Below are 26,982 nucleotides of genomic sequence, written 5' to 3'. Positions count from 1 at the left end.
GAGCGGAAGGACCGGCGTTTTTGTTATGGCTGAGATAAATCCGATGTAGGCAAATTGCTTTTCGCGCTTAGCATGGGGCTCAGAGTTTCGTATAATGGCGATCTACCACTTAAATAGGCTGTTGTAATAGCGATGAATCACGCTCCACTGCTCGATGACACCCATTACCCGTTTCCGCCCAAGCCAGCCAAGCTGACAGAGGCTGAAAAAGCGGACTATCGGAATCGAATCAAAACCCTGCTGCAGCAGAAAGACGCTGTACTGGTGGCTCACTACTACACCGATCCTGAGATTCAGGCTCTGGCGGAGGAGACCGGCGGTTGCGTGGCCGACTCGCTGGAGATGGCTCGATTTGGTAATGAGCATCCGGCCAAGACCCTGGTGGTGGCCGGCGTGCGGTTTATGGGTGAGACGGCCAAGATTCTGACCCCGGAGAAGCGGGTACTGATGCCGACCCTGGAAGCCACCTGTTCTCTCGACATCGGCTGTCCGGCGGATCGCTTCGGCGAGTTTTGCGATCAGCACCCGGACCATACTGTGGTGGTGTATGCCAATACCTCGGCGGCGGTGAAAGCCCGTGCCGACTGGGTGGTGACCTCCAGCATTGCGCTCGAGATCGTTGAGCACCTGGACAGCGAGGACAAGAAGATCATCTGGGGACCGGATCGCCACCTGGGGGGCTACATCGCCAAGCAGACCGGTGCCGAAATGCTGATGTGGCAAGGCCACTGCGTGGTGCACGATGAGTTTAAATACCGTGCCCTGGCCGAGATGAAGCAGGCCTACCCGGATGCGGCGGTACTGGTTCACCCCGAGTCTCCGGACTTCATCGTCGAGATGGCCGATGCCGTCGGGTCGACGTCTCAGCTGATCAAGGCCAGCCAGGAGTTACCCAACGAGACCTTCATCGTGGCCACCGATCGCGGCATCTTCTACAAGATGCAGCAACTGTCTCCGCACAAGACCTTTATGGAAGCGCCTACCGGCGGTGACGGTGCCACCTGCCGCAGCTGTGCCCACTGCCCCTGGATGGCGATGAATGGTCTGCAGGCCATTGAAAAATGTCTTAATACCGATGATTTGACCGATCATGAGGTGTTTGTGGATGAGGCGCTGGCTGAGAAGGCCATGGTGCCGCTGAATCGGATGCTGGATTTTGCCGCCGAGCTTAAACTTAAGGTGAAAGGCAACGCCTGAGTCTGAATGGTCGCAGCAATGAAACGCTCCTTCGGGGGCGTTTTTTGATCCTGCCTGCTTAAAGATGACTGATCTGAATGGCGCCCGTCTGGCCGTTGTAGCTGAGGGTTGGGCCATTCAGGCCGGCGCCGCCGGCGACGTAGATGAGATCGCATCGGCGTACACCGGCATAGTGAATCACCATCTCGATGCTGTCGGCGGCGGCTTCATAGGCCGCCTGGGTGTGAGGCAGGCTAGTGTCGTTGTGGCGGGGCAGGGGAGAGAGCAGTCCTTCGACGGTTTGCAGGCAGTCGGCGAAATCGCTGATGCGGCCGTCCCCCAGGCCGGCTTCCGGGTAACAGGAGCCCGAAGTGCTGGAACGGACTCCAAGATCGGGGAAATCCAGTCCGCCACCGATCCCCAAAGCCCCTTGACCGGGAATGTCTCCGCCCCTGGCCATGCAGGTGCTGTGGAACTGAGACACCGCCCCTTTAAACGCCGCGAAGACGCTATTGGCACTGGCATCGTGGGCTTCGCTGGAGAGGGACATCAGCCGCGGCAGGGCGGTGATGGCCAGCAGGCTTAAGGCCACAATGACGACGATCAACTCGATCAGGGTAAAACCGCGGTTACTCAATGGCAGATCCTGTCGGGATTCAGTTTAACTCGAATAAGGGGATGGTAGCGCGGTCTGCGGTGGTGGGTAAACCGCGTTCACCTTTAAGGTGACCAAAAACCTCAGGGTTTTGTCACATCGGCATACCGTTCGCTGGTGATTGGCCTAGACTGAGGGCTGGGTTACTGGCCGTTGGGGGGACAATGTCGGAAGACGTAGTGCGAGTACTGCAGCCGAAATTGGCAAGCCTGTATCAGCAGGCGCTGCATCAGGGGGAGTCCATCGATCTGAAGGGCGATGGCGAGCCGCTGCACCACTATCGGGTGGGGTTGAGGAAATGCCGCAGCTTGCTGAAACTGTACCGCCCACTGTTGCCTGAAGCGTTGTATGACTCACTGGTGATCAGCCTGGGTCAGCAGGCTAGAGTGACTAACTTAATGCGGGATCTGGATGTATTGCAGCAGGCCTTGCCAGAACAGCAGCCGCTAAGAGTTGCCGTCGAGGCGTGGCGCCGGCAGGCTTTTACTGAGCTGTTCTTACAGTTGGGGCAACTAAAGAGGGAGCGGGCCTTGTGTGTATCGATCATGGCATTGCCCTGGCCCAAGGCACTGATAGGGTTTGCCGAGGCCACTCAGGACGTGGCGCTGAAACTGCAAGGGAAAATAACTCAGGTTCACCAGCGCGCCTTACTGGGAGGTCACCCTCAAGACTGGCACCGGTTGAGGATTATCATAAAGCGCCGTCGTTATCTGAAAGAGCAGTGTCAGCCCGGCGTTAGCTACCGAGAGGACAAGGTGCTGCAGGATACCCTGGGGGCGTTTAATGACTGCTGTTGTCAGATTGCGTTTTTGGAGCAGCAACAACCGCGACTGGCCACCGAGCTTCAGCCGGCGCTGCGACAGTTACTCGAACAGCTCGAACATCGCCGACAGCAGCAATTGGCGGCACTGGGCCATTTTCCTGAGCAAAATTAGACCAGTCGGCCGTCAATTGTAAAAAAGGGTTTGCAATCCCCTCTCAGCCTCCCTAATATACGCATCCGCAGCAACGATGAAGCCATCGTTATTGCCTCAGCTGGTTAGGTGTCCGAGTGGCTGAAGGAGCACGCCTGGAAAGTGTGTATACGGCAACGTATCGAGAGTTCGAATCTCTCCCTAACCGCCATATAAAGAAAAGGCTCAATCGAAAGGTTGGGCCTTTTTTGCATTTGTCAGAAAGTAACTTGGTGTCCGAGTGGCTGCCTCCGCGAAGCGGATAAATGGTCACGCCTATGCGTGTGCAGCCCACTCTTGATAAATCGAACTTCCACACAAAATGAATATCGTGGTAGATAAACTGTTGTTTCCGGGCTGCCATGCATACCTGGAAAGTGTGTATACGGCAACGTATCGAGAGTTCGAATCTCTCCCTAACCGCCATATAAACGAAAAAGCCCCTGCACGAAGTGCAGGGGCTTTTTCGTTTATGCGCGTTGTGGAGATCTTGGTTCAAACTCTCCAGTTCGCAACGGAGCGAAGCATGAGCGTAGTAACGCCGCAGGCGATCATCTCTCCCTGATTCGGCAGCACGGAGATGAAACGAAGCGCAGTGCAGGGGCTTTTTCGTTTATGCGCGTTGTGGAGATCTTGGTTCAAACTCTCCAGTTCGCAACGGAGCGAAGCATGAGCGCAGTAACGCCGCAGGCGATCATCTCTCCCTGATTCGGCAGCACGGCAGTGGTTCATGGCTCCGCAGTTTCCCCCCTCACTACGTCGCCCTTGCGAACGCGAGGGCCCAGCGTCTTTGATTTTGATCCTGGAAAAGACACTGGGTACCCGCGTGCGCGGGCACGACGGAGGGGTGTTTAAGGTTGGTGAAAAGAACAACCAGCAGCGAGCTCTACGGACACCGCAATCATACTCCTCCCCCTCCCCTATAGCACCGTCGCCCTTGCGAACGCGAGGGCCCAGCGGCTTTGATTTTGATGCGAAAACAGACACTGGGTACCCGCGTGCGCGGGCACGACGGAGGGGTGTTTAAGGTTGGTGAAAAGAACAGCCAGCAGCGAGCTCTACGGACACCGCAATCATACTCCTCCCCCTCCCCTATAGCACCGTCGCCCTTGCGAACGCGAGGGCCCAGCGGCTTTGATTTTGATGCGAAAACAGACACTGGGTACCCGCGTGCGCGGGCACGACGGAGGGTTGTTTAAGGTTGGTGAAAAGAACAGCCAGCACTGAGCATTACCGACACCGCAATCACTGCTCGTTTACTCCTCCCCCTCCCCATTAGCACCGTCGCCCTTGCGAACGCGAGGGCCCAGCGGCTTTGATTTTGATGCGAAAAAAGACACTGGGTACCCGCGTGCGCGGGCACGACGGAGGGGTGTTTAAGGTTGGTGAAAAGAACAGCCAGCACTGAGCACTACCGACACCGTAATTACTGCTCGTTTACTCCTCCCCCTCCCCATTAGCACCGTCGCCCTTGCCAACGCGAGGGCCCTGCGGCTTTGATTTTGATGCGAAAACAGACACTGGGTACCCGCGTGCTCGGGCACGACGGAGGGGCGTTTAAGGTTGGTGAAAAGAACAGCCAGCACCGAGCACTACCGACACCGCAATCACTGCTCGTTTACTCCTCCCCCTCCCCAATAACACCGTCGCCCTTGCGCACGCGAGGGCCCAGCGGCTTGGGTTTTGACCCTGGGAAAGGCGCGGGATTCTCGCCTGCGCAACAACGACGATATTCAGGCCTGCGTTTCCGCTATTTTTGAGGTGTTAGGCTACCCAAGGTCTATGCTTTGATATTCCATTGCAGGCGGCCGCAGGGGTTGTGAGGAGCAGATGTGTCGTTGACCCGGGTAATAGCACGTAACCTGACCAATTATGAAAATCGTGATTGCTTTGGGGCCAGACTCCGATTAAAGCGCCTGCAGCCACTGATGACGTTGATTGAGCAACTGTCACGGCGCCACGATGAGGTGAGGATTCTGGATGTCGGTGGCATGGAGGAGTACTGGCAGGTGCTGCCCGACGAATTTCTTGAGCGGAATCGGGTCTGCCTGACCTTGTCCAATCTGCCTCAGCAGGATAAGCCTGAGAATCATGATCGGTTTCGGTTCGTCGTGGCGGACGGCTGCGATCTGCACCAATTCGAGCGCAACAGTTTCCATGTGGTGCATTCCAACTCGGTGGTGGAGCATGTCGGGGACTGGGCCAACATGGTCCGTTTTGCCCGGGAGGTGACTCGAGTCGGTGAGCGTTATTTCGTGCAGACCCCTAACTACTGGTTTCCCGTCGAACCTCACTGTGTCACACCATTTTTTCATTGGCTGCCGAAGCCGGCTCGTATCGCGTTGGTACAGCAATTTGCTTTGGGTAACTGGCCTCGGGCCGAGACTGTGGCCGAGGCGGTACAAACGGTGGAAAGTGCCCGTTTGCTCAACCGGAAAATGTTGCAGACGCTGTTCCCTGAGGCGGAGCTGCAGGTGGAGCGTTTCTGTGGCCTGAATAAGTCGATGGTAGCCATGGGGCCACGAAACAGAATTAACCAAGATCGCAGCGTGGATTCTTGAGCTGGGGGATCGATGCTTGCTACCATTCAGACAACTTTCTGAAAACGGGGATATTCCGTGTCTAAAATTCTGATCATTGCCATGGTTGTGCTGTTGGTGGGTTACTTTGTCTTTAAGAACATGAATAACGCCAAGGTGGCGCCAGAGAACATTCGACTGGGTGATGAGTTTCTGGCGCAGAATGCCTCAGAGGAAGGGGTGCAAACTACCGCTTCCGGACTGCAATATAAGGTGTTGCAGCCCGGAACCGGCACCGAGCACCCCAGCGCCAGCAGTAAGGTAAGGGTCCACTATCACGGTACCTTGCTGGACGGCACCGTGTTTGACAGTTCAGTGGAGCGAGGCGAGCCGATCGAGTTTAAACTGACGCAGGTGATTCCGGGCTGGACTGAGGGCCTGCAATACATGGTGGTCGGTGAAAAGACTCGTTTGTACATTCCGGCCAAGCTTGGTTATGGCAATCGCAGTGCCGGTGCCATTCAGCCGGGTTCGCTGCTGATCTTCGATGTGGAGTTGCTGGCGATAAAATAACCACGCACCCACTCTGCAACAGGGCGCCTCACGGCGCCTTTTTTGTGTCTACTGGACCAGAGCTAGATCGACTAATGGGCGGGAGCTTTAAGGCTGGAGAGACAAAAAGGGCACCGGTCGTTGCCGGTGCCCTGGATTACCCTGTCAATTAGGCGGGTGTCTAGGCGTTACTTCTGCTGGTCCAGGAAGCGCTGATAGCGCTCTGTGCCTTCAATCAGCTTGGCACGTTCAGTGTCGTCAAATACCCCAGGCTTAGGGTATTCGTCGTCGTGACAGTTGCTGCAGGCATTGGGCAGAACATCGAAGAAATCACACACCTGGCTTATGCGATAGATCCCATCGCTGTAACAAGGTCCATTGGCGCCGCCCATGGCTTGAATGTAACCCCACCACTTGGTCATCATCGGATCGGAGCCTTCGCCGCGTGAGTAGGGCGCCAGGGCGTCGAAATTGGCCAGAGACTCTGCCGGGCTGATGGCATCGAAGCTGTGGTTGTCGTTGCTCCAGCGGGTGGCAACCGATTCGGTGGCGACGAAGTGACAGTCGACGCAGGAGACCCCCACCATGTCGTGGATTGGCAGGGTGTGGTTGGCGCCACGATCCTGGTGGCATTGAGTGCACAGGGCATCCCCCTGTTTCTGCATGCCCATGGCGTGAGGGTCATGACAGGTCACGCAGTCGATCTGCATCTCGAAGTGCTTGGAGGTCATGTAGGTGGCCACCTGATTCTTCTGCCCCTTGGGGTAGTCGGTGCCAAGGAACACGCCTTGAGTATCCACCTCGGTAAACAGGCTCAGGTCATCGCCAGTCCGGTAGTGCTTTCCGGGGTTGGTGGTGATGTTTCCGTCTTCATCGAACTCAGGCAGGTAGGGCTGAGAGTAGTGGTAGATGTCTGGATGCTTGGCCATCTGGTGACACTGCGCACACGAATCTACCGATTGCTGGAAACTCATTTTTGCGGGGTTGGTGATGTCGTCGCCACTCATGCTGGTGGCGTGAAGGGAGCCCTCGTTGTGGCAGCGTTCGCAGCTGATGCCATCTTCTACCGCATCGGAGTCCTTAGAGTTGGTGTGGGCAGCCAGCATGGTGTACTTTTCGCTGACGTCCCATTTCTCAATCTTGCCGCCGGTGGTGTGACAGGTGAAGCACTGGTTGTCCCAGCTCATCTTTTTGAGTTCTTCACGCTGTTCGATGGGGCCGACAAAGGCCGAGTTAACAATATCCCCCTCTTTAACCAAGCTGCCATCCTGATGCCAGTAGGAGCTGGTAGTGTAAAAGGAGGTGAACCGGGCGACGTTGCCGTCGTTAAACCAGGCAAAGGGCATCATCCGGCCATAACTGCTTTCCACGTTGGGATCGTCGTCGGAGGGAAAGTCGTAGCTGACGAATTGCTTGGAGGTGGTGCTGGATATGCCGTCGATACGGTACACCACAGACTCGTCGGTGTTGATGGCATCGTGAAGCTCGGCGTAGTACTTACCGTCCGCCCCTTTATAGGTGGAGAAGCGATAGTTGGGTTTGCCATACATGGTGTGGTGCTTTGGATCCGCTTCGGTGCCCCAGTCCAGTTCCGGGATGATCGCCTCGATGGTTTTGTTTTCCTGGGTATAGAGGCGACGGTAATCCTGGGCGTGTTTGGTAGGCTGCCAATCGTTAAAGTGGCTGGAGTGGCAGCTCTTACAGGTCTTGGCGGTCACGAAGGTCGCCTCAGTGGGTTCAGTTTGGCCACTTTCTATGGTGATGTAGACGGTCCCCGTTGCCTGCAGCTCTCCGTCGGAAATGGTGTAACTGAAGCTGGACTCACCCAGCGGCGCATCGGCTGCGGCACTGAAGCTCAACTTGCCATCGTCGGTGATGGACAGGTCACTGGACACCAGGCTCAGGGTGTCGCCGTTGGAGTCGGAGTCGTTGGCCAGGGCGTCGATGATAACGGTATCGCCGCGATTGACTGAGACATAATCGGGCTGGGCGATAGGAGCGCGGTTGTCGGGAAGCGGTATCAGTGTGTTGTCATCATCACTGCCGCAACCAACCAGGCCCACTGACAGCGCCAGCATGAGAGGTGTAGTTCGTTTCATCATCATTTTGTTGTCCTTTGTCATTATTTTTTCAATGAGATCGTACGATGGAAGCTGGATTGGGTTGAGTGAGCGGGCTGACAGAGATCAGAAGGGTCACTAAAGGTTGGGGTGGAGATGTGACATTTCGTTCACATACACCCGGAGGCGACGAAAACACTTCACCGTTATGCGCATAATGATGGATGCTCGTCACGATTTTCTGACGGTTAGTCGGTGAGTGAAGTGAAAAAGTGGAGAAGCTCTCCATCTAATTACACCGTGTCTCTGTCGCGGACTATGGAGCAGAATCGTTGGCTTGGACCGACCACTGTCACGATGGTCGGTCTGAAAAGAAAAAACCACCTGCATATGAGGTGGTTTGTATTGGGTTACTGCTTGGCCTGGTGACAGGTCATGCAAGAGTAAGTACCAGGGAAACTCTTACTTAGGCTGTAAGCATTGTTGTGGGGTACCCATAACGGGCCAAACAACTCAATTTCGCCATCGAGCGCCGTCGGAGCGCGAGGCACGTAGTGTTGTCCAGTCTCGTAATGGGGCTCCCCCATGTAGTAGGAAACGGTGTCGTGGTTACTGCGGTTGTCATCGGGCTGCAACAGGAACTGAGCACTGGCTTCGCCATGATTAGGCATCACCGGAGCATAGTCCTGGCTGGAGTCATTTTTGGCGTTGTGGCAGAAGCTGCATCGGGTTTCCTGATCGTGACGAGGAGTCGCGCCATTGCTGCCATGGCAGGTAGCACAGTAGTGCGGCTGTTGCACATCAAAACCATCGGCTGCATTCACCGGCCAGGAGGCGCCGCCGTGACCATTTGGATCGCGTTGCTCGTTGTGGCACTGGGTACAATCAGCAATTTTCCAGCCAAAGTGGGTTGAATCTAGCACTGGGGCTTTGCCCACCGGGTTGGAGTCTGTTGCTGGAATTAGGGTTCGAAGTACCGCAGTATCGCACTTTCCACCTTTGCACGAGTTGATATCGTAGTTACCAAAATCGCTGCGCAGCAACTTGTCTTTGTCGACAAACACCTGCAATTGCTTATCGGCATCCAGTTCGTTGCCGATGATCTGCTGGAAGCCCAGAAACAGGAAATCGACGCCGTAGTTGTTTACGGTGGTGTAGTGGTCGGTATTAGTCATATAACCGCCGCTGCCGTTGTGCTGGTTGAACCAACGATCGCATTCAGCCTGACCTTGGGTCCACATCCCGGTTCCGCCAATGGCGGCAGATGGCCCACCTTGGTCGTTCATGTGCATGCAGTTGGGGTTGGTGCTGAAGTCTCCCATCATGCTGCCCGGGTTTTGAATGAGGCGCCCAAACCAGTTACCGAAACCGCCACCCTGGCCCAGCGGGCCTTTAGACAAAACAAAGCTATTGAAAGGAACGCCTGTGCTTAAGGTTGGCCAAAAGCTGAATCCAAGATCAATATTGTAGTCAGCAGCGGCGCTGAGGAAGTAATCCATGCCAGTGATCACCCCAGGCTGAAATACGTCACTGCGCAAGTTGAATGGGCGCACTTCGATTTGAGTGGCGATGATGCCACTGTCGCCCGGAGCGGCGTCCGGGTGATCGTCGACTATCAGGCGCAGTGCATCGGCAATGACTTTACCGCCATTTTGGGCTTTTTTGTCGATTTCGTGTTTCCATGCCAGGGTGCGACGTCCTTTCATCGCTTCTGAGGTCGGCAGGAAGCGAACTACGTCACCGGTTTTAAGCCAATATTCATCCATGCGACTGTACATGTGGAAGGTAAGTCCACCGACGTAATCTTTGTTGTCGCCATTGGAAGCCATCAGTTGGAAGTGCCACAGATCGCTGTTTGAATGTACGCCGTCATTGGTGAAGTCACCGTCGCCATTTTCATCCCAGGAGAGGGTGAATTCGTGAGTCTTATAGTCAGACTCTTCTGGCTTAATGACGTTGTCAAAGCGCAGATCGCTGCGGGTGGCGACGAAATAGCGCAGCAGATCGAAGACGGAGTAGTGTCCCTCTACGAAAATATCGGGACGAGCCGTACCGGCTCCAAGACCATCGGGGTTGGTCTTTAACACGCGGTCAATTTCACTGCCCAAGGTACTGACCTCAAGCCCAAGCTCCACTCGAGCGCCTGCGGCAGAGGAATCCCAACGGTTAATCCAGCCATCGCCGTTCAGGTCATAACTCATGTCGCCCTGTTGGGCGAGTGCCGATCCTTCGTTAATGTACTGGATGACTTTTTCTTCACTTTCTCCAAAGAAAACGTCGAATTTCCCAGCCAGCTTTGGTGAGTTAAAGTCTTCGGAGGGCGGAGTTTCGATGTAGTTCCAAGCCTCATTGACCGGTTTATCGACTGGGGGTTCTGGCACGTTGGGAGTGGAGGAGTCATCCGAACCACAGCCTGCTAGGCCAACACATAGCAAGGCTGGTAATAAACTATACCGGCTTCTCATCATTTGCTTTTCCTGTTGCATTACTCATTGAGATTCAGAGCCTGAGTGGCTCTTTTTATGGATTTGATCAAGGTGACAAAATGGTGGCGGCTGTTGCCTTGGTGTTCGTCAATGAACGTGTCACCTAACTTACTGGGAAGTTTCTCTGGCAGGGTTAGACCCAGCCAAGATTTCTGGCCTCGAAGATTAGGTTGGGCTTGTTTATGGCGCCAATTTTTTGCTTGGCCAGAGACAGGTGATAATCGACACCTCGATTGGTTAGGTGCAATACATCGGCGATCTCACTGGCATTCAGGCCTAGCGCGGTCATTTTCACGACTTGAAGCGTTTTCAGTTTTAACTCGCTGGAATCGCCCTCTGGGCGGCTGCTTTTAAGGATGGTGTTACGCAGCAGGCGTAATGCCGAGAGAGTCGAAAACTGTTCAAGTTTTTGGCATTGATTCTTGTTCGAGATGATGACAATGAACCCGACCGGCATGGACGACTCAGACGAAAAAACAGAGTAGGATTTAACCGGTGATGTGTGTCCGCCTATGGTGATTCGGTCGGATCCTTTCAGGCAGTCTTTAAGCCCAAGAATAATTCCGGCACCGGCTTTTCTCAGCTTATGGTCGGACACCGAAATGGCGGTCACTCGTGATTGTTCTATCTCATTTAATTGAATCTCTATTACCCGCGCCGGGCTGGAGAGATGCTCATTACCTGTACTGAAAAATACCCAGCCCAATTCTGATTGCATGACTGTCCTCCGTTAGCGGTATGTGATGGTTGCCATTGTAGGAAAAGCATAAAATCGATTTCGGAGGGCCATTCGCAAAACTCATTGAGTCGATAACAGAGCCTTTTGAGTGTGATCGGCGTCTTGGTTTTGGGTTGTGTGCGGTGCGATTTTTACCTAAAGGTGGGGCGTGGCGTGATTGTGATCACTAAATGTGTGTTGTCACAGTCGGAATCTTTCTTTTAAGTGGAGAGCCTCTCCATCTTTTGATTGCTGAGTCGGAATAGACAACTTAATGGAAGCCATGACTTCATCCTTGCGCCTGCGCAAGCATTGCCGTACCGGCAAAAATTACAATCGCGACGTTTGGTTAGACCGGAGAGAGCGGCAGTGAGTTGAATCATCCTTTGCTAAAAAAGCCCCGGGTAAGGGGCTTTATTACCGTGCTATCTGGCGTTAATTACTGCTTATCCTGGTGGCAGGTACCACAGGAGAATGGGTCTGGGAATTTCTTGGTGAAATCATAATCATTGTTTGAAGATACCCAGCGATCACCGTAGCCTTTTTCGTCTCCTTCCAGGACTTCACTATGGTTGTCGGAGAATCCATACATATTGTTGTCATCTCCTGCTTTGCGACGCGTGGTAACTGTATTAATCCAGTTATCTTCATGCTTCAGCAGTTTGCGAGTGCTGGCTGGACCATGATTTTTGGGTAACATGTCTTCCGAGTGGCACCAGAAGCAGCGGGCTTCCCGGCCGTGGGCCTCTGGAGCCCCATTGTTGCCGTGGCAAGTGGAACAGTAGTAGGGCTGGATTTCATCGAATCCGTCGGCCGCATTCACAGGCCAGGAGTAGCCTCCATGCCCTTGAGGCGCTGCCTCTTCGTTATGGCATAGGGTGCAGTCAGCCACTTTCCAGCCAAAGTGGTTTTCGTTCAACAGCGGAGCCTTGCCATGCTGGCTTTCTTCAGTTGCCGGAGTCAGGGTGCGCAAGGTGACAATGTCAGAGTCAATGAAGCCTGTCTTAACGCCTTTTTCTACCAGGGCGTTGTGGCGCCAGTTGTAATCCCACTGGATGGTTTCGTTCTTCGAAAAGCTATCGATCTTGGTACCGAGGCTATGGTATCCGGCATTATTTAGATCTTGTTTCGACAACACTACATTTTCGGCACCAAAAGGCATCAGCCACAGATCGTTGTTAATGTTTCCGAAATAGCCTCCGATGCCAAATGCACTCCAGAAATCTCGCACGCAATCTGTCATTGGCACTGGGGTGTTGATGGTATCGGAGCGACCCGTAACCGCATCAAAGTTGCAGACTCCAGGCATACGGTCTGAGAAGAAGATGTCATTGCCGAACTCGTTCAGGACAGAAGTTGTAGTGACGAAGGAACGCAGGCCGACGGTCTTACCCAAAACCGGGGCTCGGGATAAGGCGAAGGAATTAACAATAGCGCCAGTCTCCAGGGTTGGCCACCAGGTGAGCCTGAAGTCGTGTCCCATATCAGCCAGGGTTAAAAATACGTCCATGTTGGTAATCACGCCCTCTTGGAACACGTCATTCCTAAGGTTGTGTGCCTTGACTTCAAAGTTGGTGGCAATGGGGTTTTCTGGATCGTCGCTCCAGCCAATGCTGTCTACAATGACTTTGCCATTGTTCGAGGCCAGCCGGTCAGCTTCGCTCTTCCAAAGGTGTTTCAGCCGGGCCTTGAAGGATGAAGAGGCGTCAATGAAGCGAATGCGCTGCTCCTCTTTTATCAGGAACATATCCATTCGATTGAACGGAATTTCTCCACTGTGGTCTCGGTACAACCCGGCCTTGCCCATGCTTTGAGTGAATCTAAAGTGCCAGTTACTCGATTCCTCTCCCTCATCGCTAAAGCTGCCATTTCCGTTTCGGTCATAGGCTAAGGTAAATTCATGCGTATTGTACTCAGAGTCGTCAGGTGTGGTGATCTCACCGATGAACTTCAGGTCGTCACGAGTGGCGACCATATAGCGTAGTAGGTCAAAAACAGAGTAGCTTCCCTCTTTGAAGATGTCTGGTCTTGCGGTACCGGCGCCTAAACCATCAGGGTTCGTTGACAATACTCGGTGGATCTCTTCAGCCGAGACTCGAGATATGTCTGTCTGTTGATTAACGATGCCCGCAAGGTTTGCATCGAGCGCATTGACAAACCCGTCGCCATTGACATCGGTGTTGCACGGCTGAGTTACATTATCTGGCAAGGTCAAGCAGAAATTGTCAGAATCCTTAGTAATGCCTCGGATCCACTTCCAGACCTGCTCGTTCATGTAGTCAAAAGTCACATTGATATGGCCTTTTAATCCATTGGTATTGAGCTCCATTTTACCGCTCTCAACATATTCCCAAGCCGGGTTATCCGGAGTTGGGCCCGGCCCTGGCTCAGGTGTGTCAGGTGTAGAGTTATCAGAGCCACAACCGGCAAGTATTAATGCTAATAGGCCTGGCAGTGCCTTTCTTTTTTTGATCATCATCGACGCTCCATTGTTGCCAAAATGGTTTTTGGCATTGTTGTAATAGTTGTAATTATCAGTGGCCAACAGGTTTGAACTTGAATGTTCATCCTTGGTTGGAAGTTGCCCAATTTAACTTCATGGAAGCTAAGTGTGTTGTTTTTTAAATTATGAGCTTAGTTTTTATTTTGGATTGACATTATTCGTTAACGGTTGTTCTATCTCGATATATTGAGACATCGCCAATAGCATCGGATAGAGAGGTGGTCATGATGTGTACTAAAACAGATCCAGTCTAATTCTGATTGCATCACTTTCCTCCTCTAACGGTATTGGATGGTTGCCATTGTAGGGAAAATGTAAAGATGATTTAGGAGTGGCATTCGCAAAACTCATTAAGGTGATAACAGTGCCACGCTGATGTGATGAGAGTCGCAATTGCATCGGCTCAACTGATGGATTCTTTCAGGGCCGGGGCACACAGCGTGACAAAGGTCGCTAACTGTGGTTTGACACAGACGCTGCATTGTTTCGAAGTGGAGAGTTTCTCCATTTTTAGAGGCGACATACGCTTGGCTTAGAAATAGCAATAAAGCCTTTAAGAACATTCACTTAGGATGTTGCTTGGGGTTTTTAAATTAGGGGCGGGTGGAGTTTTGACCATTATGGGCCCAGTTAGCGGTAGCCAAGTTCAGTGTTATAGTGAAGCCATGCGAATGACGGGGCGGTGCTCCGAACGGTATTAGAACGCAACACTGGACGTTAATATGTTTAATAAAGCTCAGATAAGAAAGGTCAAGATTGCCAAAGCCGCCATGAGACTGATCAGAGAACAGGGCTATTTGCAGTTCTCGATGAATGAGCTTGCTAAAGAGGTGGAGGTAACCGCAGGTACCCTATATCGTACCTTCGCTTCTAAAGATGATTTGCTGGTTTATTTGTTCAGCTCGGTAATAGAAACACTCGCCGAATCCATGTATAAATTTAGCAGGATGGAACTGTCGGCAAAAGAGAAGATTGTTTGTTTTCATTGCTACCAATTCTACTTGAGACAGTTCTACCCAGACAGTGCATCACTGGATCTTATCGGGACCAATAAGGCAATGTTTGATCAGGCTAGGCCGGAGACTAGGGAAAAGTTCCAGCATATTTTTGACATGTCGTCGGTAAAAATAAGGAAGCAATTTTCGGATCTGGTTGAGAACGGCAAGGTCAAAGCCGACGAGGAGCTGCTTTATCAAGTGCTGAGACAGATGACCATCATTGGTCGGGGCGGCATGGTGATTTCCAATCATGTATTTATTCCCCAAGAAGTATTTAAAATCGAAGACCTAGTCAGTCTGTGTTGTCATACGCTGGATCAACTGGACTGGCAGGGCGAAGAGGGCAGGGCAGATAAGAGACTCATATTGTTGGCATTGCGCTCCGAAGTCGAGCAGTCCGTTTCAGAACTTTGGTAATCACCGCTATTCGGTGACAACGGGAACTGGTTGTTGGAGTGGGTGGGCGTACCGGTCGCTGTTTTTCGTCTCTTTCATTGCCAGAAAATCACTCCCCTGATCATTCAACGTTGACCTGCTTTCTTGCAAGCGCCAGTTGCGCCGCTGCCGATTTTTGTCACTGCTGTTGACCGAAATGGTCATTCATCCCCCAGGTGTTTTTTCATAGAGTGGTGAGACTTCCGTTATTGCAAGGATTGCTCATGACTCAAGACGCCTACCTGTTCGATGCCATACGTACCCCAAGGGGACGGGGCAAAGCCAATGGCAGCCTGCACGAAATTAAGCCCATCTCGCTGCTGGTGGGATTGCTGCATGAGTTGCAGCGTCGCCACGGCTTTCAGACTCAGGACGTGGACGACATCGTTCTGGGCTGCGTCACCGCCGTGGGCGATCAGGGCGCCGACATTGCCAAGACCGCGGCGCTGGCGGCGGGCTGGGACGATGATATTGGTGGCGTCACCCTGAATCGATTCTGTGCCTCCGGCCTGGAGGCGGTCAACATGGCGGCCATGAAGGTGCGCTCTGGTTGGGAGCAACTGGTGATTGCCGGTGGCGTCGAGTCCATGTCCAGAGTGCCGATGGCGTCCGACGGCGGTGCCTGGGCCAACGATCCGCACACCAATCTGAAGACTGGGTTTATGCCTCAGGGCATTGGCGCCGATCTGATCGCCACCTTGGAAGGTTTCAGCCGTGAGCAGGTGGATGCCTTTGCGGTGCGGTCGCATCAGCGGGCGGCAGCGGCCTGGCAGCGGGGTGCCTTTAATCGCTCGGTGGTGCCGGTGATGGACCAAAATGGCTTTACCGTGCTGGCGCAGGACGAGTTTATTCGGCCGGATTGCAGTCTCGAGACCCTGGCAGGATTAACGCCGTCGTTCCAGGCGGTGGGTGAGATGGGCTTTGATGCGGTGGCTCGGGAGAAATACCCTCAGGTGGAGCGAATTCACCACCTGCATACTGCGGCTAACTCCTCCGGCATTGTCGACGGCGCCGCCCTGGTGCTGATCGGCAGCGACGCCATGGGTAAGCGTTACCAACTGACCCCCAGGGCCCGCATTGTCGCCACTGCCGTGGTCGGCACCGACGCCACCATCATGTTGACCGGGCCGGCCCCTGCGGCCCAAAAGGCGTTGTCGCTGGCCAATCTCAATGTTGAGGACATCGACCTGTTTGAGGTTAACGAAGCGTTTGCCTCGGTGGTGATGCGGTTCCAGCGGGAGATGAACATTGGCGATGACAAGGTCAACGTCAATGGCGGTGCCATCGCCATGGGCCACCCGTTGGGGGCCACTGGCGCCATGATCTTGGGTACCTTACTGGATGAGCTGGAAGCCCGCGACCTGAAACGCGGCCTGGCCACACTTTGTGTCGGCGGCGGCATGGGCATTGCCACCATCATCGAACGGGTTTAAGGGAGCCAAACCATGAACAGCTTACGTATTGAGCAAGACCACAATGGCATTGCCCACTTGATTCTGGATCGCCAGGGGGCTTCGGCCAATTTGATGGATGAGCAGTTTGCCGCCGATCTGGCCCAGGCGGTGGTTCAACTGCAACAGATGACCTATTGCGGAATCATTGTCCGCTCGGCCAAATCGACGTTTTTTGCCGGTGGCGACCTGGGCAAGATTGCCGAGGTTACCGCCGAGACCAGCCAGCCGTTTTTTGCCATGGTCGAGTCCATCAAAGCCAGCTTGCGAGCGCTGGAAACCGGCGGCAAACCCGTGGTGGCCTGCATCAACGGCGCCGCATTGGGCGGCGGCTGGGAGGTGGCACTGGCCTGTCACCATCGCATCGCCCTCAGGCATAAGTCGGTGAAGCTGGGGTTGCCCGAGGTGACTCTGGGGCTGTTGCCCGGTGGCGGTGGCATTGCCCGTACCGTGCGCCTGTTTGGTTTGCAGGCGGCGATGCCATTGCTTACTGAAGGCAAACAGTTTGGCGCCGAAAAAGCGCTTAAAGCGGGATTGTTGCACGAACTGGCCGATGGTGAGCAGGCGATGCTGGCACAGGCTAGCGCCTTTATTCAAGCCAATGAGCAGAGTTGCCAGCCCTGGGACGTCAAGGGCTACCGCCTTCCGGGAGGTCACCCCAATTCACCCAAGTTGGCTCAGATGCTGGCGGTGGCTCCGGCCATGCTCAAGCTGAAGACCAAGGGGGTGTTGCCGGCGCCGGAAGCAATACTGTCCGCCATGGTAGAAGGCGCTCAGGTGGATTTTGACACCGCCTGTCGCATCGAATCCCGTTATTTTGTGTCGCTGGTGACCAGCCAGGTGGCCAAGAATCTCATCAACACCTTCTGGTTCCAGCTTAATGACATTAAGGCCGGAGCCAGCCGTCCCGACGGCATTGAGGCCGCAACGGTCAGTAAGCTGGGGGTGCTGGGCGCCGGCATGATGGGGGCCGGCATCGCCTATGCGGCTGCCAGTCGCGGCATCGAGGTGGTGCTCAAGGACGTGAGCCTGGCCAATGCCCACAAAGGCAAAGCCTATTCAGAGGCCCTGTTGGCCAAGCAGCTGCAGCGAGGCCGCATTACCGCAGAGCAGCAAGCCCAGACACTGGCGCGTATTCACCCCAGCGAGCAGGCGGCGGATCTCGGGGGATGTGAACTGGTGATTGAGGCGGTGTTTGAGCAGCGTCAGCTCAAGGCTCGAGTCACCCAGGAAGCGGAGCGGCATCTGCCTCAGGAGGCGGTATTTGCCTCCAACACCTCGACCCTACCCATCACCGGCCTGGCTGAGGCGTCAGAGCGGCCGGCGCAGTTTATCGGCCTGCATTTCTTCTCCCCGGTGGACAAGATGCCGCTGGTGGAGATCATTTGCGGTGAGCAGACGGACTCGGCGACGTTGGCCAAGGCCTACGATTTTGTGTTGCAACTGGGGAAAACCCCCATCGTGGTCAATGACAGTCGAGGCTTTTTCACCTCTCGAGTGTTTGGCACCTTCACTAACGAAGGCATCGCCATGCTGGGAGAAGGGGTGTCGGCGGCGGCCGTTGAGAACGCGGCTTTCCTGTGTGGCTTTCCGGTGGGGCCGCTGGCGGTCTCCGATGAGGTCAGCCTGACCTTGATGGAGAAGATTCGTAACCAGACCATTGCCGATCTGGCCGATGAGGGCATCACTCAGTTGCCAAAGGCCGGTGACGCCACCATCGACCGAATGATCGAGCTGGAGCGGCCCGGCAAGCTGGCGGGTCAGGGGTTCTACGATTATCCGCCCGAGGGCAAAAAACGGTTGTGGTCTGGGCTCAAGGCGCAGTTTTATCGTCCACAGGCGCAATTACCACTGCAGGAGATCAAAGATCGGCTGTTGTTCATCATGGCCATAGAAACCGCCCGCTGTTACGAGGAGCAGGTGCTGACCAGCAGTGGGGACGCCAACATCGGCTCGATTTTTGGTATTGGTTATCCGGCCTGGACCGGCGGTGCGCTGCAGTTTATCAATCAATATGGCCTTGGTCGTTTCGTTGCCAGGGCCGATGAACTGGCCGAGTGTTACGGTGACCGGTTCCTGGTGCCGGACTCGCTCAGAGCGCGTGCCGATGCCAATCAACAATACTGATATCAAGGAGTGATGCATGTTTCCAAGAACCCTGTTTGACAGTGATCAAGAGCTGTTTCGCGATAGCGTACGCCGCTTTATTGAGACCGAGATTACCCCCTTCCATGCCCAGTGGGAGAAGGACGGCTGCGTCGACCGAGCCTTGTGGAATAAGGCCGGTGAGCAGGGCTTCCTGTGCCCGACGCTGCCGGAAGCCTACGGGGGGGTTGAAGTCGACTTTCGTTACAACGTCATCATCAACGAGGAGATCGCCCGCGCCGGCGCTTCCGGCATCGGCTGGGGGCTGCATTCCGACATTGCCGTGCCCTACATCCTTAACTACGGATCCGAGGAGCAGAAACAACGGTATCTGCCCGGCTGCATCAGCGGCGAGCTGGTGACCGCCATCGCCATGACCGAGCCGGGAACCGGCTCGGATCTTCAGGGGGTGAAGACCACCGCGGTCCGCGACGGCGATGACTGGATCATCAATGGTTCCAAGACCTTTATTACCAATGGTCAACATGCGGATCTGGTGATCGTGGTGGCCAAGACCGACAAGAGTGCCGGCGCTCGGGGCATCAGCCTGTTTTTGGTGGAAGCCAGTCGTGATGGCTACAGTCGAGGCTCAAACCTGGAAAAGGTGGGCATGAAAGCCCAGGATACCTCCGAGCTGTTCTTTGAGGATGTGCGGGTGCCGGCTCAAAACCTGCTGGGCGCCGAGGGGCAGGGGTTTGTGTACCTGATGCAGGAGTTGCCGCAGGAGCGTTTGTCCGTGGCCACCAACGCCATCAGTAACACCGAATCGATTTTGGAACAGACGGTACAGTATGTGTCGGATCGCAAGGCCTTCGGCAAGCCCATCGCCGCGTTTCAAAATACCCAGTTCAAACTGGCGGAGTGCAAAACCCGGGTCGATGCCACTCGAGTGTTTGTGGACCGCTGCGTCGAATTGCACCTTGAGGGTAAGCTGGATGCAGCCATGGCCGCCGAAGCCAAGTTGCTGACCACCGAGTTGCAAGGTCAGGTGATCGACGAGTGCCTGCAGTTGCACGGAGGCTACGGCTACATGTGGGAATACCCGGTGGCTCGCGCCTGGGCCGATGCCCGGGTTCAGCGGATCTACGCCGGTACCAGCGAGGTGATGAAGCTGATCATCGCCCGCCAGATGCTGGAGCAAGGGTAATGAAAGGGCCGCTGACCGGGATACGGGTGCTGGATTTCTCTACCCTGTTGCCCGGCCCGTTTGCCACCATGATGCTGGCGGATATGGGGGCGCAGGTGACCCGAATTGAGTCACCGACTCGTCCGGATCTGCTGCGCAGCATGGCGCCGATGGTGGCCGGGCGATCGGCGGCCCACCTGACGATGAATCGTAACAAGCACAGCGTGGCTCTGGATTTGAAATCGCCCGAGGCCATCGAAGCGGTGCATACCCTGGTGGGGCAATACGATGTGGTGGTGGAGCAGTTTCGCCCCGGTGTCATGGAGCGGTTGGGGTTGGGGTATGAGCGCCTGAAGGCGATCAATCCGCAGCTGATCTACTGCTCCATCACCGGCTATGGCCAACATGGGCCGATGCAGGCGAAGGCCGGTCACGACATCAACTACCTGGCTTTGTCTGGGCTGGCCAGTTACAGCGGCCGCCTGGACACCGGCCCGGTGTTGTCAGGCACCCAGGTAGCGGACCTGGCCGGGGGATCTCAGCAGGCGGTGGTCGCCATTCTGGCGGCGCTGCTGGGCCGGAGTGTCAGTGGTGAAGGCCAACACCTGGATGTGGCCATGGCCGATGGTGCCCTGGCGATGAACGCCCTCTATGGCGCCGGTGCGTTGGCCAGTGGCGAGGCCCCCGGGCCGGGACAGGAGATGCTTAATGGTGGCGGCTTTTACGATTATTACCGCACCGCCGATGATCGCTATTTTGCGGTGGGTGGGTTGGAGCCGCAATTTGCCAAAGAGTTCTTTAATGCCTTAGGGCGGCCGCTGTGGCTCACCAGGGCGGCGGCGCCTCCTGGCCAGCAGCAGGCGCTGAAGCAGGACATCGCCACCTGTTTTGCCGAGCACAGTTTTGAGCATTGGCGCCGGGTGTTTGCCGACGTCGATTGCTGCTGTGAGCCGGTACTGACTGTTAGTGAAGCGGCGGCGCACCCTCAGTATCAGGCGCGGAACATGCTAACACCGGTGGCCGTGGCTGGGCAGGAACTGCTGCAGGTGGCGATGCCGGTCAAGTTCCGCCAGAGCCAAGGCCAGCCGCAGGCCGGGGCGGAGCTGGGACAACACACCAAGGCGGTATTGCTGGAGGCCGGGTTGACTCCGGAAGCGGTTCAGGCCCTGCTGGCATCTGGGGTGGCCCTGCAGAGCGACTGAGGCCGGTCAGGCAACCCGGTGGTCCAGGTTGCCGGCGGCGATGTATTCCAGTAGCCAGGTCTCCCGGGCGATGGACATCCCCTGTTTGTCGCTGCTGGCCATGACCCGGTGGTTATGGGCGATGGCGTCGTTCAGCTTGACCCACACCGGCCTCATGCCATTGGCTTGCTCGTAGTGCTCCAGCCGGGTGGGGCCCAACTGCCGGTCGGCGCTGCACTCAAAGCAGTGGGACAGCATGCGCATGTTGTCGTAGTCCTTCTTGTACCAAGGGCGCAGCTCCTCAAAGGTACCGATGCTGCCGAGAATGGCGATATTGGTGGCGCCGGTTTCCTCTTCCACCTCCCGAATCAGGGCAATATCCAGGGCTTCGCCGTCATCGACACCGCCGCCAGGCAGGCTGTAGTCGTCGTAGCGTTCGGTGTACAGCAGCAGAATGTCGTCCTGTTGGCGAATGATCGCCCGCACCGCGGTGCGCAGGAATTCGCTGCCGTTTTCGACGGCATCGGGGTGAAGGGTGCGCTGGAGAAGTTGCATGGGGTATCCGGGTCCTGAAACGAGAGCGGCGATTGTACGGAATCTGCGGGCGGGTTGCCAGAGGGTCGGCGCCCGCAGGCGCCGACCCAAGGTAAGTGGTTACTGACCGGCGAGCTGGGCGGCGATCTCCAGCTCACGGTTTTCCGGAATCTCATTGTAGGAGAGCACCGTCAGGCCCCGAGCAAAGGCCAGGGCATAGCGACCCAGCAGCGGTCGCAGCTGAGGTGCCACCAACAGCAGCGGTGGCTGACCGTTGTGGCGGGCCGCCGCCAGATGCTCGGGCATCGCCTGTTGCAGCTTGGCCAGCACCTGCGGATCCACCGGGAAGCTGTCTAGCGATACCTGACCGGCTTGTTGGGCTTGGTTGAGGGCGCCCAGCAGCACCTGCTCCAACTCAGGTGCCAGGGTAATGACGTTGAGGCGGGTGGCATCGCCGGCGATCTGGTGCACTAGGTTGTGCTTGATGGCACAGCGAACATCGGCGGCCAGCAAGACCGGATCCTTGGTGGCATCGCTGCTCTCGAGCAGGGTAGTGCCAATGGTGCGGATGTCCTTGAGCGACACCTGTTCCCTCAATAGCAGTCGGAAGGTTTTCAGCTGCTGCACCGGGGTCAGGGCGGTGGACAGGGACTCGGCCAGTTTCGGCGCCTGGCTGGCCAGACGCTCATTCAGGTGAGTGATGTCGTCGTGCTGCAGCATCTCCGGCAGCGCCTCACGAATGATCTTGCTGGCATGAGTGGCGATGATGGTGGCGTGGTCCACCACCGAGTAGCCCAGGTTGAGGGCTCGGGCCTTGTCATTGGGTTCAATCCAGGTGGCGTCCATCTGATAGGCGGGATCTTTGGTGATCACCCCTTCGATGCTGCCGTACACCGGCCCGCTCTGAATCGCCATCAGCCGCTCTGGCTGCAGTTCTGACTGGGCCTGAGGGGTACCGAGAATGCTGATCTGGTAGCCGTTGGGTGGCAACGACAGGTTGTCGCGAACCCGCACTTCTGGCAGCAGGAATCCCGCCTGTTCCGACAGGGTGCGGCGAATTCCGGTCAGTCGTTTAATAAGCTCGGCGCCTTTGCTGCGATCCACCAGATGCACCAACCGGTAGCCGACGCTGAGTTCGATGACGTCGGTGTAAGGCAGCGCTTCCCAGCTGGGTTGGCTGGGCTCGCTGATCACCTGATCCGCTTTCTCTTTGACCTCATCCAGTGGCGCGGCCGGAGCCAGTTGGGTCTGGCGGAACGCCACAAAGCCGATGACCGCGGCAAAGCAAAGGAACACCAGGGTGGGCATGCCGGGCACCAGGCCCAGTATGGTCATCACTCCGGCGGCAGTCGCCAGTACCCGTGGCTGTGCCAACAACTGTCGGGATAGCTGCTTGGGCATCTCTTCGGCGTCGGAGACCCGGGTGACAATGATGGCGGCGGCGGTGGCCAGCAGCAGTGACGGGATCTGGGCCACCAGACCATCACCGATGGTCAACAGGGCATAGGTTTTAAAGGCCTCGGCGGCACTGAGATCGTACATGAAGATGCCGATGCAGATACCGCCGATGATGTTGATGGCCAGGATCAGGATGCCGGCGATGGCATCGCCACGGACAAACTTCGAGGCTCCGTCCATGGCGCCATAGAAATCGGCTTCTCTGGCGACCTCCTGCCGGCGCTTGCGGGCCTGATCCTGAGTCAGGGTTCCGGCATTGAGATCGGCGTCGATGGCCATCTGCTTGCCGGGCAGGGCGTCCAGGGTAAAGCGGGCAGACACCTCCGAGATCCGCTCTCCCCCCTTGGTGATCACCACGAAGTTGATGATCATCAGAATCAGGAACACCACCGCGCCGACCACGTAGTTACCGCCGATGACCACTTCACCAAAGGCCTGAATCACCTTACCGGCGGCGTCACCGCCCTGGTGGCCTTCAATCAACACCACCCGGGTAGAGGCGACGTTGAGGGTCAGCCTCATCAGGGTGGCCAGCAGCAGCAGGGTCGGGAACACCGAAAATTCCAGCGGCCGTCGAATCGACACTGACACCAACAACACCAGGATGGCGAGAATGATGTTGAAGGTGAACATGATGTCCAGCAGCCAGGGTGGTAGCGGCAAGATCACCATTGCCAAAATGGCGAGCAGCATCAGCGGAATGCCGATAAAGCTCTGATTGTCTTTGAATGCCTGTAACAGCCGGTTCATCAATGGATCCTCAATCGTGACGCAGATGGTCGGGGATATGGAAATGGGGCAAGGGTGCCGGCTTGGCCTGGGTACCTTTGCGGAATGCTTTCAGTTGCAGCACGTAGCTCAGTACGTGGGCGATGGCCTGATACAAGGGGGCCGGAATCTGCTGCTCAATCTGGGTGGAGTAGTAGATGGCCCGGGTCAGCGGTGGCAGTGACACCACCTCCAGATCGTATTTCGGCGCCAGCGAGCGCATGTACAGCGCCACCTCATCCACTCCCTTGGCCAGCACGTAGGGGGCGTCGGCCTTGTCCGGCTCGTACTTGAGCGCCACCGCGTAGTGGCTGGGGTTGATCAGCAGGACATCGGCCTTGGGCAGGGCCACTTCCGCCCGGCCTCGGGCCATCTTTTGCTGCAGTTGACGGATGCGCGCCTTGACCTCGGGCTTGCCGTCTTGTTGCTTGTGTTCATCTTTGACCTCCTGCTTGCTCATCTTCAGCTTGCGACGATGGCTCCAGGCCTGGTACGGCAGGTCGATGGCACCGACAATGGCCACGGCGCCGCCGAGCCAGTACAGGCCGGAAATCAGCGTCTGAGCCCCCCGTTCCAGTGCCAGGGGCAATGGCTGGCGCGCCAGCAGCGGCAGGGTCTCCCACACCTGGTTGAGGTACACCAGCATGGTCGTGACCACCAGTGTCACCTTGAGGATCGACTTGCCCAGTTCGGCCAGGGAGTTGACCGAGAACAGCCGACCAAATCCGGCGATCAGGCTGATGCGGCTGAGCTTGAAACCGGCATTACCCAGATTCAGTAGTGGTCCTTCCGGCATGGCCGCGGCCACGGCGGTCAGCAGATAGATGCCTGCCAGCACCGGAATCAGCATCTGCAGCAGCAGTACCACCGCCAGTCCAAGGTGTTGCAGCATCATGCCTGGTTGCCTGAGGTCGGCGCCGGAGAGGGCAAAATTATTGCTGGCGATGCTCAGCATATGCTGGGCCAGATGATCGCTGCTGGCGTCGAGAATGGCCGCCGACACCACCAGCAAAATGGCGCTGGCAAAATCTTTGGAGCGGGCCACCTGGCCCTGTTCACGGGCCTTTTTAAGTCGGTTGGCCGTGGGTTGTTCGGTCTTGTCACCGGCGCCCTGCTGATCGCTCATGGGGTGCCTCCGACAAAGGTCAGCATCGCCTTAAGCGCGTCGGTGGCCAGGGCGCTGTACAACTCCGGCAGGCCACTGAATACCAGCAGCATGCACACCAGCCCCATCATCATCGACATCGGGAAACCCAGGGCAAATACGTTCAGGCTGGGGGCGGCGCGGCTGAGTACGCCAAAGGTCAGGTTGACCAGCAACATGGCACAGACCGCCGGCAGCGCCAGCGCCAATGCCGAGGCGAACATCCAGGCGAACCGCAGCGACAGTTCCCGCAGCGGCAGGGTGAAAATGCCGCTGCCCACCGGCCATAACCGAAAGCTGTCCACCAGTATGCCCAAAGCCACCAGATGCCCCTCGAGGGACAGAAACATCAGGATCGCATACAGCAGCAACCATTGGCTGATGATCGCCTGGCTGGTGCCGTTGACCGGGTCATTCATGATGGCCATGGACAGGCCCATCTGCATCGAGACGATGCCCCCTAAGGTGGTCAGAACATGCAGCAGCAGCAGCAGTGGAAACGCCATCAGCATGCCGGTCAGCACCTGCTCGGCGGCCACTAACACTGCCGTGACCGACAGGGCGTCCAGCGCCGGCGGGGTGGGCACCATGGGCGCCATGACCACCGACAGCAACAGCGCAAACAGAATCTTGGTGCGGGCATTGATGTGGGCACTGGAGAACATAGGGAGCATCAGGAACGCGCCCATGATGCGGCAGAACGGCCACCAGATGTGGCCCAGCAGGCTGCCCAGTTCGGCGCTGGTAAGGCTCAGCACGTCTAACCTATCAGGTAGGGGATGTCATTGAACAAACGCTGAAACAGATCCGTTATCTGCTGCAGCAGCCAGTGTCCGGCATACAATACCATCAGCAGGGTCATGATCAGTTTGGGCAAAAAGCTCAGGGTTTGTTCGTTAACCTGGGTGGCGGCCTGAAATACGGCGATGAGCACGCCCAGCCCTAAACCGGGCAGAATTAGCACGGCGACCATGTTGACCACTAGGGCGATGGAGTCGGCGAAAAGGGTACTGAGAACCTGAGTATCCATGGGCTATCCGAAACTGGCGGCCAGGGTGGATACGGTCATGGCCCAGCCATCCACCATAACAAACACCATCAATTTAAAGGGCAGAGAGATGATCAGTGGTGACAGCATCATCATCCCCATGGACATCAGCACGCTGGCGACCACCAAGTCGATCACCAGAAACGGCAGGAACAGCAGAAAACCGATCTGAAACGCGGTCTTGAGTTCACTGAGTACAAAGGCCGGCATCAACACCAGAAACGGCACTTGATCCGCGCTGAGGTCCAGCGATTCGCCGGAAATTCTCAGCATCTGTTCCAGGTCGGTTTCCCGAGTCTGACTCAGCATAAAGGCGCGCAGTGGCACTTCGGCCCGTTGGGCCGCTTCCACCAAGGTGATGGCGCCACTGTCGTAGGGCTGAACTGCCTCGGCGTAGATGGTCTCTCCCACGGGGCGCATGATGAACAGCGTCAGTATCAGGGCGATGCCCAGTAACACCTTGTTGGGCGGACTCTGCTGCAGCCCCAATGCCTGGCGGAGTACCGCCAGGACGATGATGATGCGGGTAAAACTGGTGGCCATCAGCAGCAGCGCCGGCAGCAGACTGATGGCGGTCATCAGAGCCAGAATTTCCAGCTTGATGTTGATTGCCTGGCTCTGGCTGCCGTCGTCCAGTGTCAGCAGTGTCAGGCCTTCGGTATGGCCGACCACTGGCCACAACAGCAGCGCCAGCAGCGGCAGCCAACGGGTCATCTTAGCCGTCATGACTTCCTGCTAATTGGGTGTTTTCTACGTCCAGTAATCGCACACCGTAGCGTCCGTTTACCTCAACCACTTCACCGCGGCCAAGCAGGGCACCGTTAACCCGCAGATCCAGAGGCTCACCGACCATCCGATCCAGGGTAATCACGTCGCCTTCGCCCAGGGTGGTGAGTTCCCCCAGCGACATCTCGGCACTGGCCAGCTCCAGGGTGACCTGAACCGGCAGTTGCTGGAAAAAGCCCATGTCGCGCTTTGGCCGCGGCTGGGACTCCGGGGTCATCGGTTGCGGGCTGTCGTCCAGCAGATCGTCCAACAGCAAATCTTCATCGAGCAGGGTGTCTTCAACCAC

At 56.3% G+C, this 26,982-nt stretch carries 21 protein-coding genes and 2 tRNA genes; 11 read left to right on the top strand and 12 right to left on the bottom strand.

The features are described 5' to 3' along the window. Positions 1 to 132: 132 nt before the first annotated feature. Entirely contained in the window at positions 133 to 1,197 is a 1,065-nt protein-coding gene (gene nadA, locus J8Z22_RS14865) for a quinolinate synthase NadA (RefSeq protein ID WP_028114913.1), read from the top strand. Positions 1,198 to 1,255: 58 nt separating this feature from the next. Here nadA and J8Z22_RS22160 read toward each other — a convergent pair whose 3' ends face one another. Continuing rightward, positions 1,256 to 1,813 (bottom strand): type II secretion system protein, encoded by a 558-nt coding sequence (locus tag J8Z22_RS22160; RefSeq protein WP_305881804.1) that lies wholly within the window; start codon positions 1,811 to 1,813, stop codon positions 1,256 to 1,258. A 182-nt stretch (positions 1,814 to 1,995) separates the two neighbouring features. On the opposite strand from J8Z22_RS22160, the gene J8Z22_RS14855 reads away from it, so the two are divergent. From J8Z22_RS14855 to J8Z22_RS14835, 5 genes are all read left to right on the top strand, one after another. After that, positions 1,996 to 2,766 (top strand): CHAD domain-containing protein, encoded by a 771-nt coding sequence (locus tag J8Z22_RS14855; protein WP_252006931.1) that lies wholly within the window; start codon positions 1,996 to 1,998, stop codon positions 2,764 to 2,766. 102 nt (positions 2,767 to 2,868) lie between these two features. Next, positions 2,869 to 2,956 (top strand) — tRNA-Ser (locus tag J8Z22_RS14850). A gap of 149 nt (positions 2,957 to 3,105) precedes the next feature. Further along, positions 3,106 to 3,210, top strand: a tRNA-Ser gene (locus J8Z22_RS14845). Between the two features lie 1,502 nt (positions 3,211 to 4,712). Next, entirely contained in the window at positions 4,713 to 5,345 is a 633-nt protein-coding gene (locus J8Z22_RS14840) for a methyltransferase domain-containing protein (RefSeq protein WP_252006930.1), read from the top strand. An 81-nt stretch (positions 5,346 to 5,426) separates the two neighbouring features. Beyond that, positions 5,427 to 5,876, top strand: a complete 450-nt coding sequence (locus tag J8Z22_RS14835) for an FKBP-type peptidyl-prolyl cis-trans isomerase (protein ID WP_211227346.1) — start codon at positions 5,427 to 5,429, stop codon at positions 5,874 to 5,876. A gap of 167 nt (positions 5,877 to 6,043) precedes the next feature. Here J8Z22_RS14835 and J8Z22_RS14830 read toward each other — a convergent pair whose 3' ends face one another. The 4 genes from J8Z22_RS14830 to J8Z22_RS14815 form a co-directional block, all read right to left on the bottom strand. Next, positions 6,044 to 7,960, bottom strand: coding sequence for an Ig-like domain-containing protein (locus tag J8Z22_RS14830; protein WP_252006929.1), 1,917 nt, complete (start codon positions 7,958 to 7,960; stop codon positions 6,044 to 6,046). A 365-nt stretch (positions 7,961 to 8,325) separates the two neighbouring features. After that, positions 8,326 to 10,401 carry a hypothetical protein gene (locus J8Z22_RS14825; RefSeq protein WP_156897149.1) on the bottom strand — a complete coding sequence of 692 codons (2,076 nt, stop codon included), beginning with the start codon at positions 10,399 to 10,401 and terminating at the stop codon, positions 8,326 to 8,328. Between the two features lie 133 nt (positions 10,402 to 10,534). Continuing rightward, entirely contained in the window at positions 10,535 to 11,119 is a 585-nt protein-coding gene (locus J8Z22_RS14820) for a LuxR C-terminal-related transcriptional regulator (protein WP_051252953.1), read from the bottom strand. Between the two features lie 439 nt (positions 11,120 to 11,558). Further along, a complete protein-coding gene (locus J8Z22_RS14815; protein ID WP_252006928.1) occupies positions 11,559 to 13,598 on the bottom strand; it encodes a hypothetical protein in 2,040 nt (679 codons plus the stop codon). Between the two features lie 746 nt (positions 13,599 to 14,344). Here J8Z22_RS14815 and J8Z22_RS14810 point away from each other — a divergent pair. From J8Z22_RS14810 to J8Z22_RS14790, 5 genes are all read left to right on the top strand, one after another. Next, on the top strand, positions 14,345 to 15,037 hold the full coding sequence (locus J8Z22_RS14810) for a TetR/AcrR family transcriptional regulator (protein WP_252006927.1): 693 nt from the start codon (positions 14,345 to 14,347) through the stop codon (positions 15,035 to 15,037). 242 nt (positions 15,038 to 15,279) lie between these two features. Further along, on the top strand, positions 15,280 to 16,488 hold the full coding sequence (locus J8Z22_RS14805) for an acetyl-CoA C-acetyltransferase (RefSeq protein ID WP_252006926.1): 1,209 nt from the start codon (positions 15,280 to 15,282) through the stop codon (positions 16,486 to 16,488). Positions 16,489 to 16,500: 12 nt separating this feature from the next. Beyond that, positions 16,501 to 18,633 carry a 3-hydroxyacyl-CoA dehydrogenase NAD-binding domain-containing protein gene (locus tag J8Z22_RS14800; RefSeq protein ID WP_252006925.1) on the top strand — a complete coding sequence of 711 codons (2,133 nt, stop codon included), beginning with the start codon at positions 16,501 to 16,503 and terminating at the stop codon, positions 18,631 to 18,633. A 16-nt stretch (positions 18,634 to 18,649) separates the two neighbouring features. Continuing rightward, complete coding sequence (locus J8Z22_RS14795; protein WP_252006924.1) at positions 18,650 to 19,798, top strand: acyl-CoA dehydrogenase family protein; 1,149 nt, start codon at positions 18,650 to 18,652, stop codon at positions 19,796 to 19,798. Beyond that, positions 19,798 to 20,979: a CaiB/BaiF CoA-transferase family protein gene (locus J8Z22_RS14790; protein ID WP_252006923.1), complete on the top strand. Its 1,182-nt coding sequence runs from the start codon at positions 19,798 to 19,800 to the stop codon at positions 20,977 to 20,979. Before J8Z22_RS14795 ends, J8Z22_RS14790 begins: the two co-directional genes overlap by 1 nt. 6 nt (positions 20,980 to 20,985) lie before the next feature. Here the strand turns inward: J8Z22_RS14790 and J8Z22_RS14785 are convergent, their stop codons facing one another. From J8Z22_RS14785 to J8Z22_RS14755, 7 genes are all read right to left on the bottom strand, one after another. Further along, positions 20,986 to 21,513 carry an NUDIX hydrolase gene (locus tag J8Z22_RS14785; RefSeq protein ID WP_252006922.1) on the bottom strand — a complete coding sequence of 176 codons (528 nt, stop codon included), beginning with the start codon at positions 21,511 to 21,513 and terminating at the stop codon, positions 20,986 to 20,988. Positions 21,514 to 21,612: 99 nt separating this feature from the next. Continuing rightward, the gene (flhA, locus tag J8Z22_RS14780; RefSeq protein WP_252006921.1) at positions 21,613 to 23,700 is read right to left on the bottom strand and encodes a flagellar biosynthesis protein FlhA; all 2,088 of its coding nucleotides are present in this window, start codon (positions 23,698 to 23,700) and stop codon (positions 21,613 to 21,615) included. Positions 23,701 to 23,710: 10 nt separating this feature from the next. After that, positions 23,711 to 24,844 carry a flagellar biosynthesis protein FlhB gene (locus J8Z22_RS14775; RefSeq protein ID WP_252006920.1) on the bottom strand — a complete coding sequence of 378 codons (1,134 nt, stop codon included), beginning with the start codon at positions 24,842 to 24,844 and terminating at the stop codon, positions 23,711 to 23,713. After that, a complete protein-coding gene (gene fliR, locus J8Z22_RS14770; RefSeq protein ID WP_252006919.1) occupies positions 24,841 to 25,620 on the bottom strand; it encodes a flagellar biosynthetic protein FliR in 780 nt (259 codons plus the stop codon). Before fliR ends, J8Z22_RS14775 begins: the two co-directional genes overlap by 4 nt. Before the next feature lie 2 nt (positions 25,621 to 25,622). Beyond that, positions 25,623 to 25,892 (bottom strand): flagellar biosynthetic protein FliQ, encoded by a 270-nt coding sequence (locus J8Z22_RS14765; protein WP_028114929.1) that lies wholly within the window; start codon positions 25,890 to 25,892, stop codon positions 25,623 to 25,625. Between the two features lie 3 nt (positions 25,893 to 25,895). Next, on the bottom strand, positions 25,896 to 26,624 hold the full coding sequence (gene fliP, locus J8Z22_RS14760) for a flagellar type III secretion system pore protein FliP (RefSeq protein WP_252010484.1): 729 nt from the start codon (positions 26,622 to 26,624) through the stop codon (positions 25,896 to 25,898). Between the two features lies 1 nt (position 26,625). Next, a complete protein-coding gene (locus tag J8Z22_RS14755) occupies positions 26,626 to 26,982 on the bottom strand; it encodes a FliM/FliN family flagellar motor switch protein (RefSeq protein WP_028114931.1) in 357 nt (118 codons plus the stop codon).

This window comes from Ferrimonas sp. SCSIO 43195, assembly GCF_023716685.1.
In the GTDB taxonomy this organism is placed as follows: Bacteria; Pseudomonadota; Gammaproteobacteria; order Enterobacterales; family Shewanellaceae; genus Ferrimonas; species Ferrimonas kyonanensis.
Note: the sequence above shows the minus strand (reverse complement) of the source record. Positions and strands in the feature narration are given on the sequence as shown.

Coding starts and splice junctions, on each gene's coding strand:
- nadA (WP_028114913.1), top strand. CDS start 133: ATGAATCACGCTCCACTGCTCGATGACACCCATTACCCGTTTCCGCCC.
- J8Z22_RS14855 (WP_252006931.1), top strand. CDS start 1,996: ATGTCGGAAGACGTAGTGCGAGTACTGCAGCCGAAATTGGCAAGCCTG.
- J8Z22_RS14840 (WP_252006930.1), top strand. CDS start 4,713: ATGACGTTGATTGAGCAACTGTCACGGCGCCACGATGAGGTGAGGATT.
- J8Z22_RS14835 (WP_211227346.1), top strand. CDS start 5,427: ATGGTTGTGCTGTTGGTGGGTTACTTTGTCTTTAAGAACATGAATAAC.
- J8Z22_RS14830 (WP_252006929.1), bottom strand. CDS start 7,960: ATGATGATGAAACGAACTACACCTCTCATGCTGGCGCTGTCAGTGGGC.
- J8Z22_RS14825 (WP_156897149.1), bottom strand. CDS start 10,401: ATGCAACAGGAAAAGCAAATGATGAGAAGCCGGTATAGTTTATTACCA.
- J8Z22_RS14820 (WP_051252953.1), bottom strand. CDS start 11,119: ATGCAATCAGAATTGGGCTGGGTATTTTTCAGTACAGGTAATGAGCAT.
- J8Z22_RS14815 (WP_252006928.1), bottom strand. CDS start 13,598: ATGATGATCAAAAAAAGAAAGGCACTGCCAGGCCTATTAGCATTAATA.
- J8Z22_RS14810 (WP_252006927.1), top strand. CDS start 14,345: ATGTTTAATAAAGCTCAGATAAGAAAGGTCAAGATTGCCAAAGCCGCC.
- J8Z22_RS14805 (WP_252006926.1), top strand. CDS start 15,280: ATGACTCAAGACGCCTACCTGTTCGATGCCATACGTACCCCAAGGGGA.
- J8Z22_RS14800 (WP_252006925.1), top strand. CDS start 16,501: ATGAACAGCTTACGTATTGAGCAAGACCACAATGGCATTGCCCACTTG.
- J8Z22_RS14795 (WP_252006924.1), top strand. CDS start 18,650: ATGTTTCCAAGAACCCTGTTTGACAGTGATCAAGAGCTGTTTCGCGAT.
- J8Z22_RS14790 (WP_252006923.1), top strand. CDS start 19,798: ATGAAAGGGCCGCTGACCGGGATACGGGTGCTGGATTTCTCTACCCTG.
- J8Z22_RS14785 (WP_252006922.1), bottom strand. CDS start 21,513: ATGCAACTTCTCCAGCGCACCCTTCACCCCGATGCCGTCGAAAACGGC.
- flhA (WP_252006921.1), bottom strand. CDS start 23,700: ATGAACCGGCTGTTACAGGCATTCAAAGACAATCAGAGCTTTATCGGC.
- J8Z22_RS14775 (WP_252006920.1), bottom strand. CDS start 24,844: ATGAGCGATCAGCAGGGCGCCGGTGACAAGACCGAACAACCCACGGCC.
- J8Z22_RS14765 (WP_028114929.1), bottom strand. CDS start 25,892: ATGGATACTCAGGTTCTCAGTACCCTTTTCGCCGACTCCATCGCCCTA.
- fliP (WP_252010484.1), bottom strand. CDS start 26,624: ATGACCCGTTGGCTGCCGCTGCTGGCGCTGCTGTTGTGGCCAGTGGTC.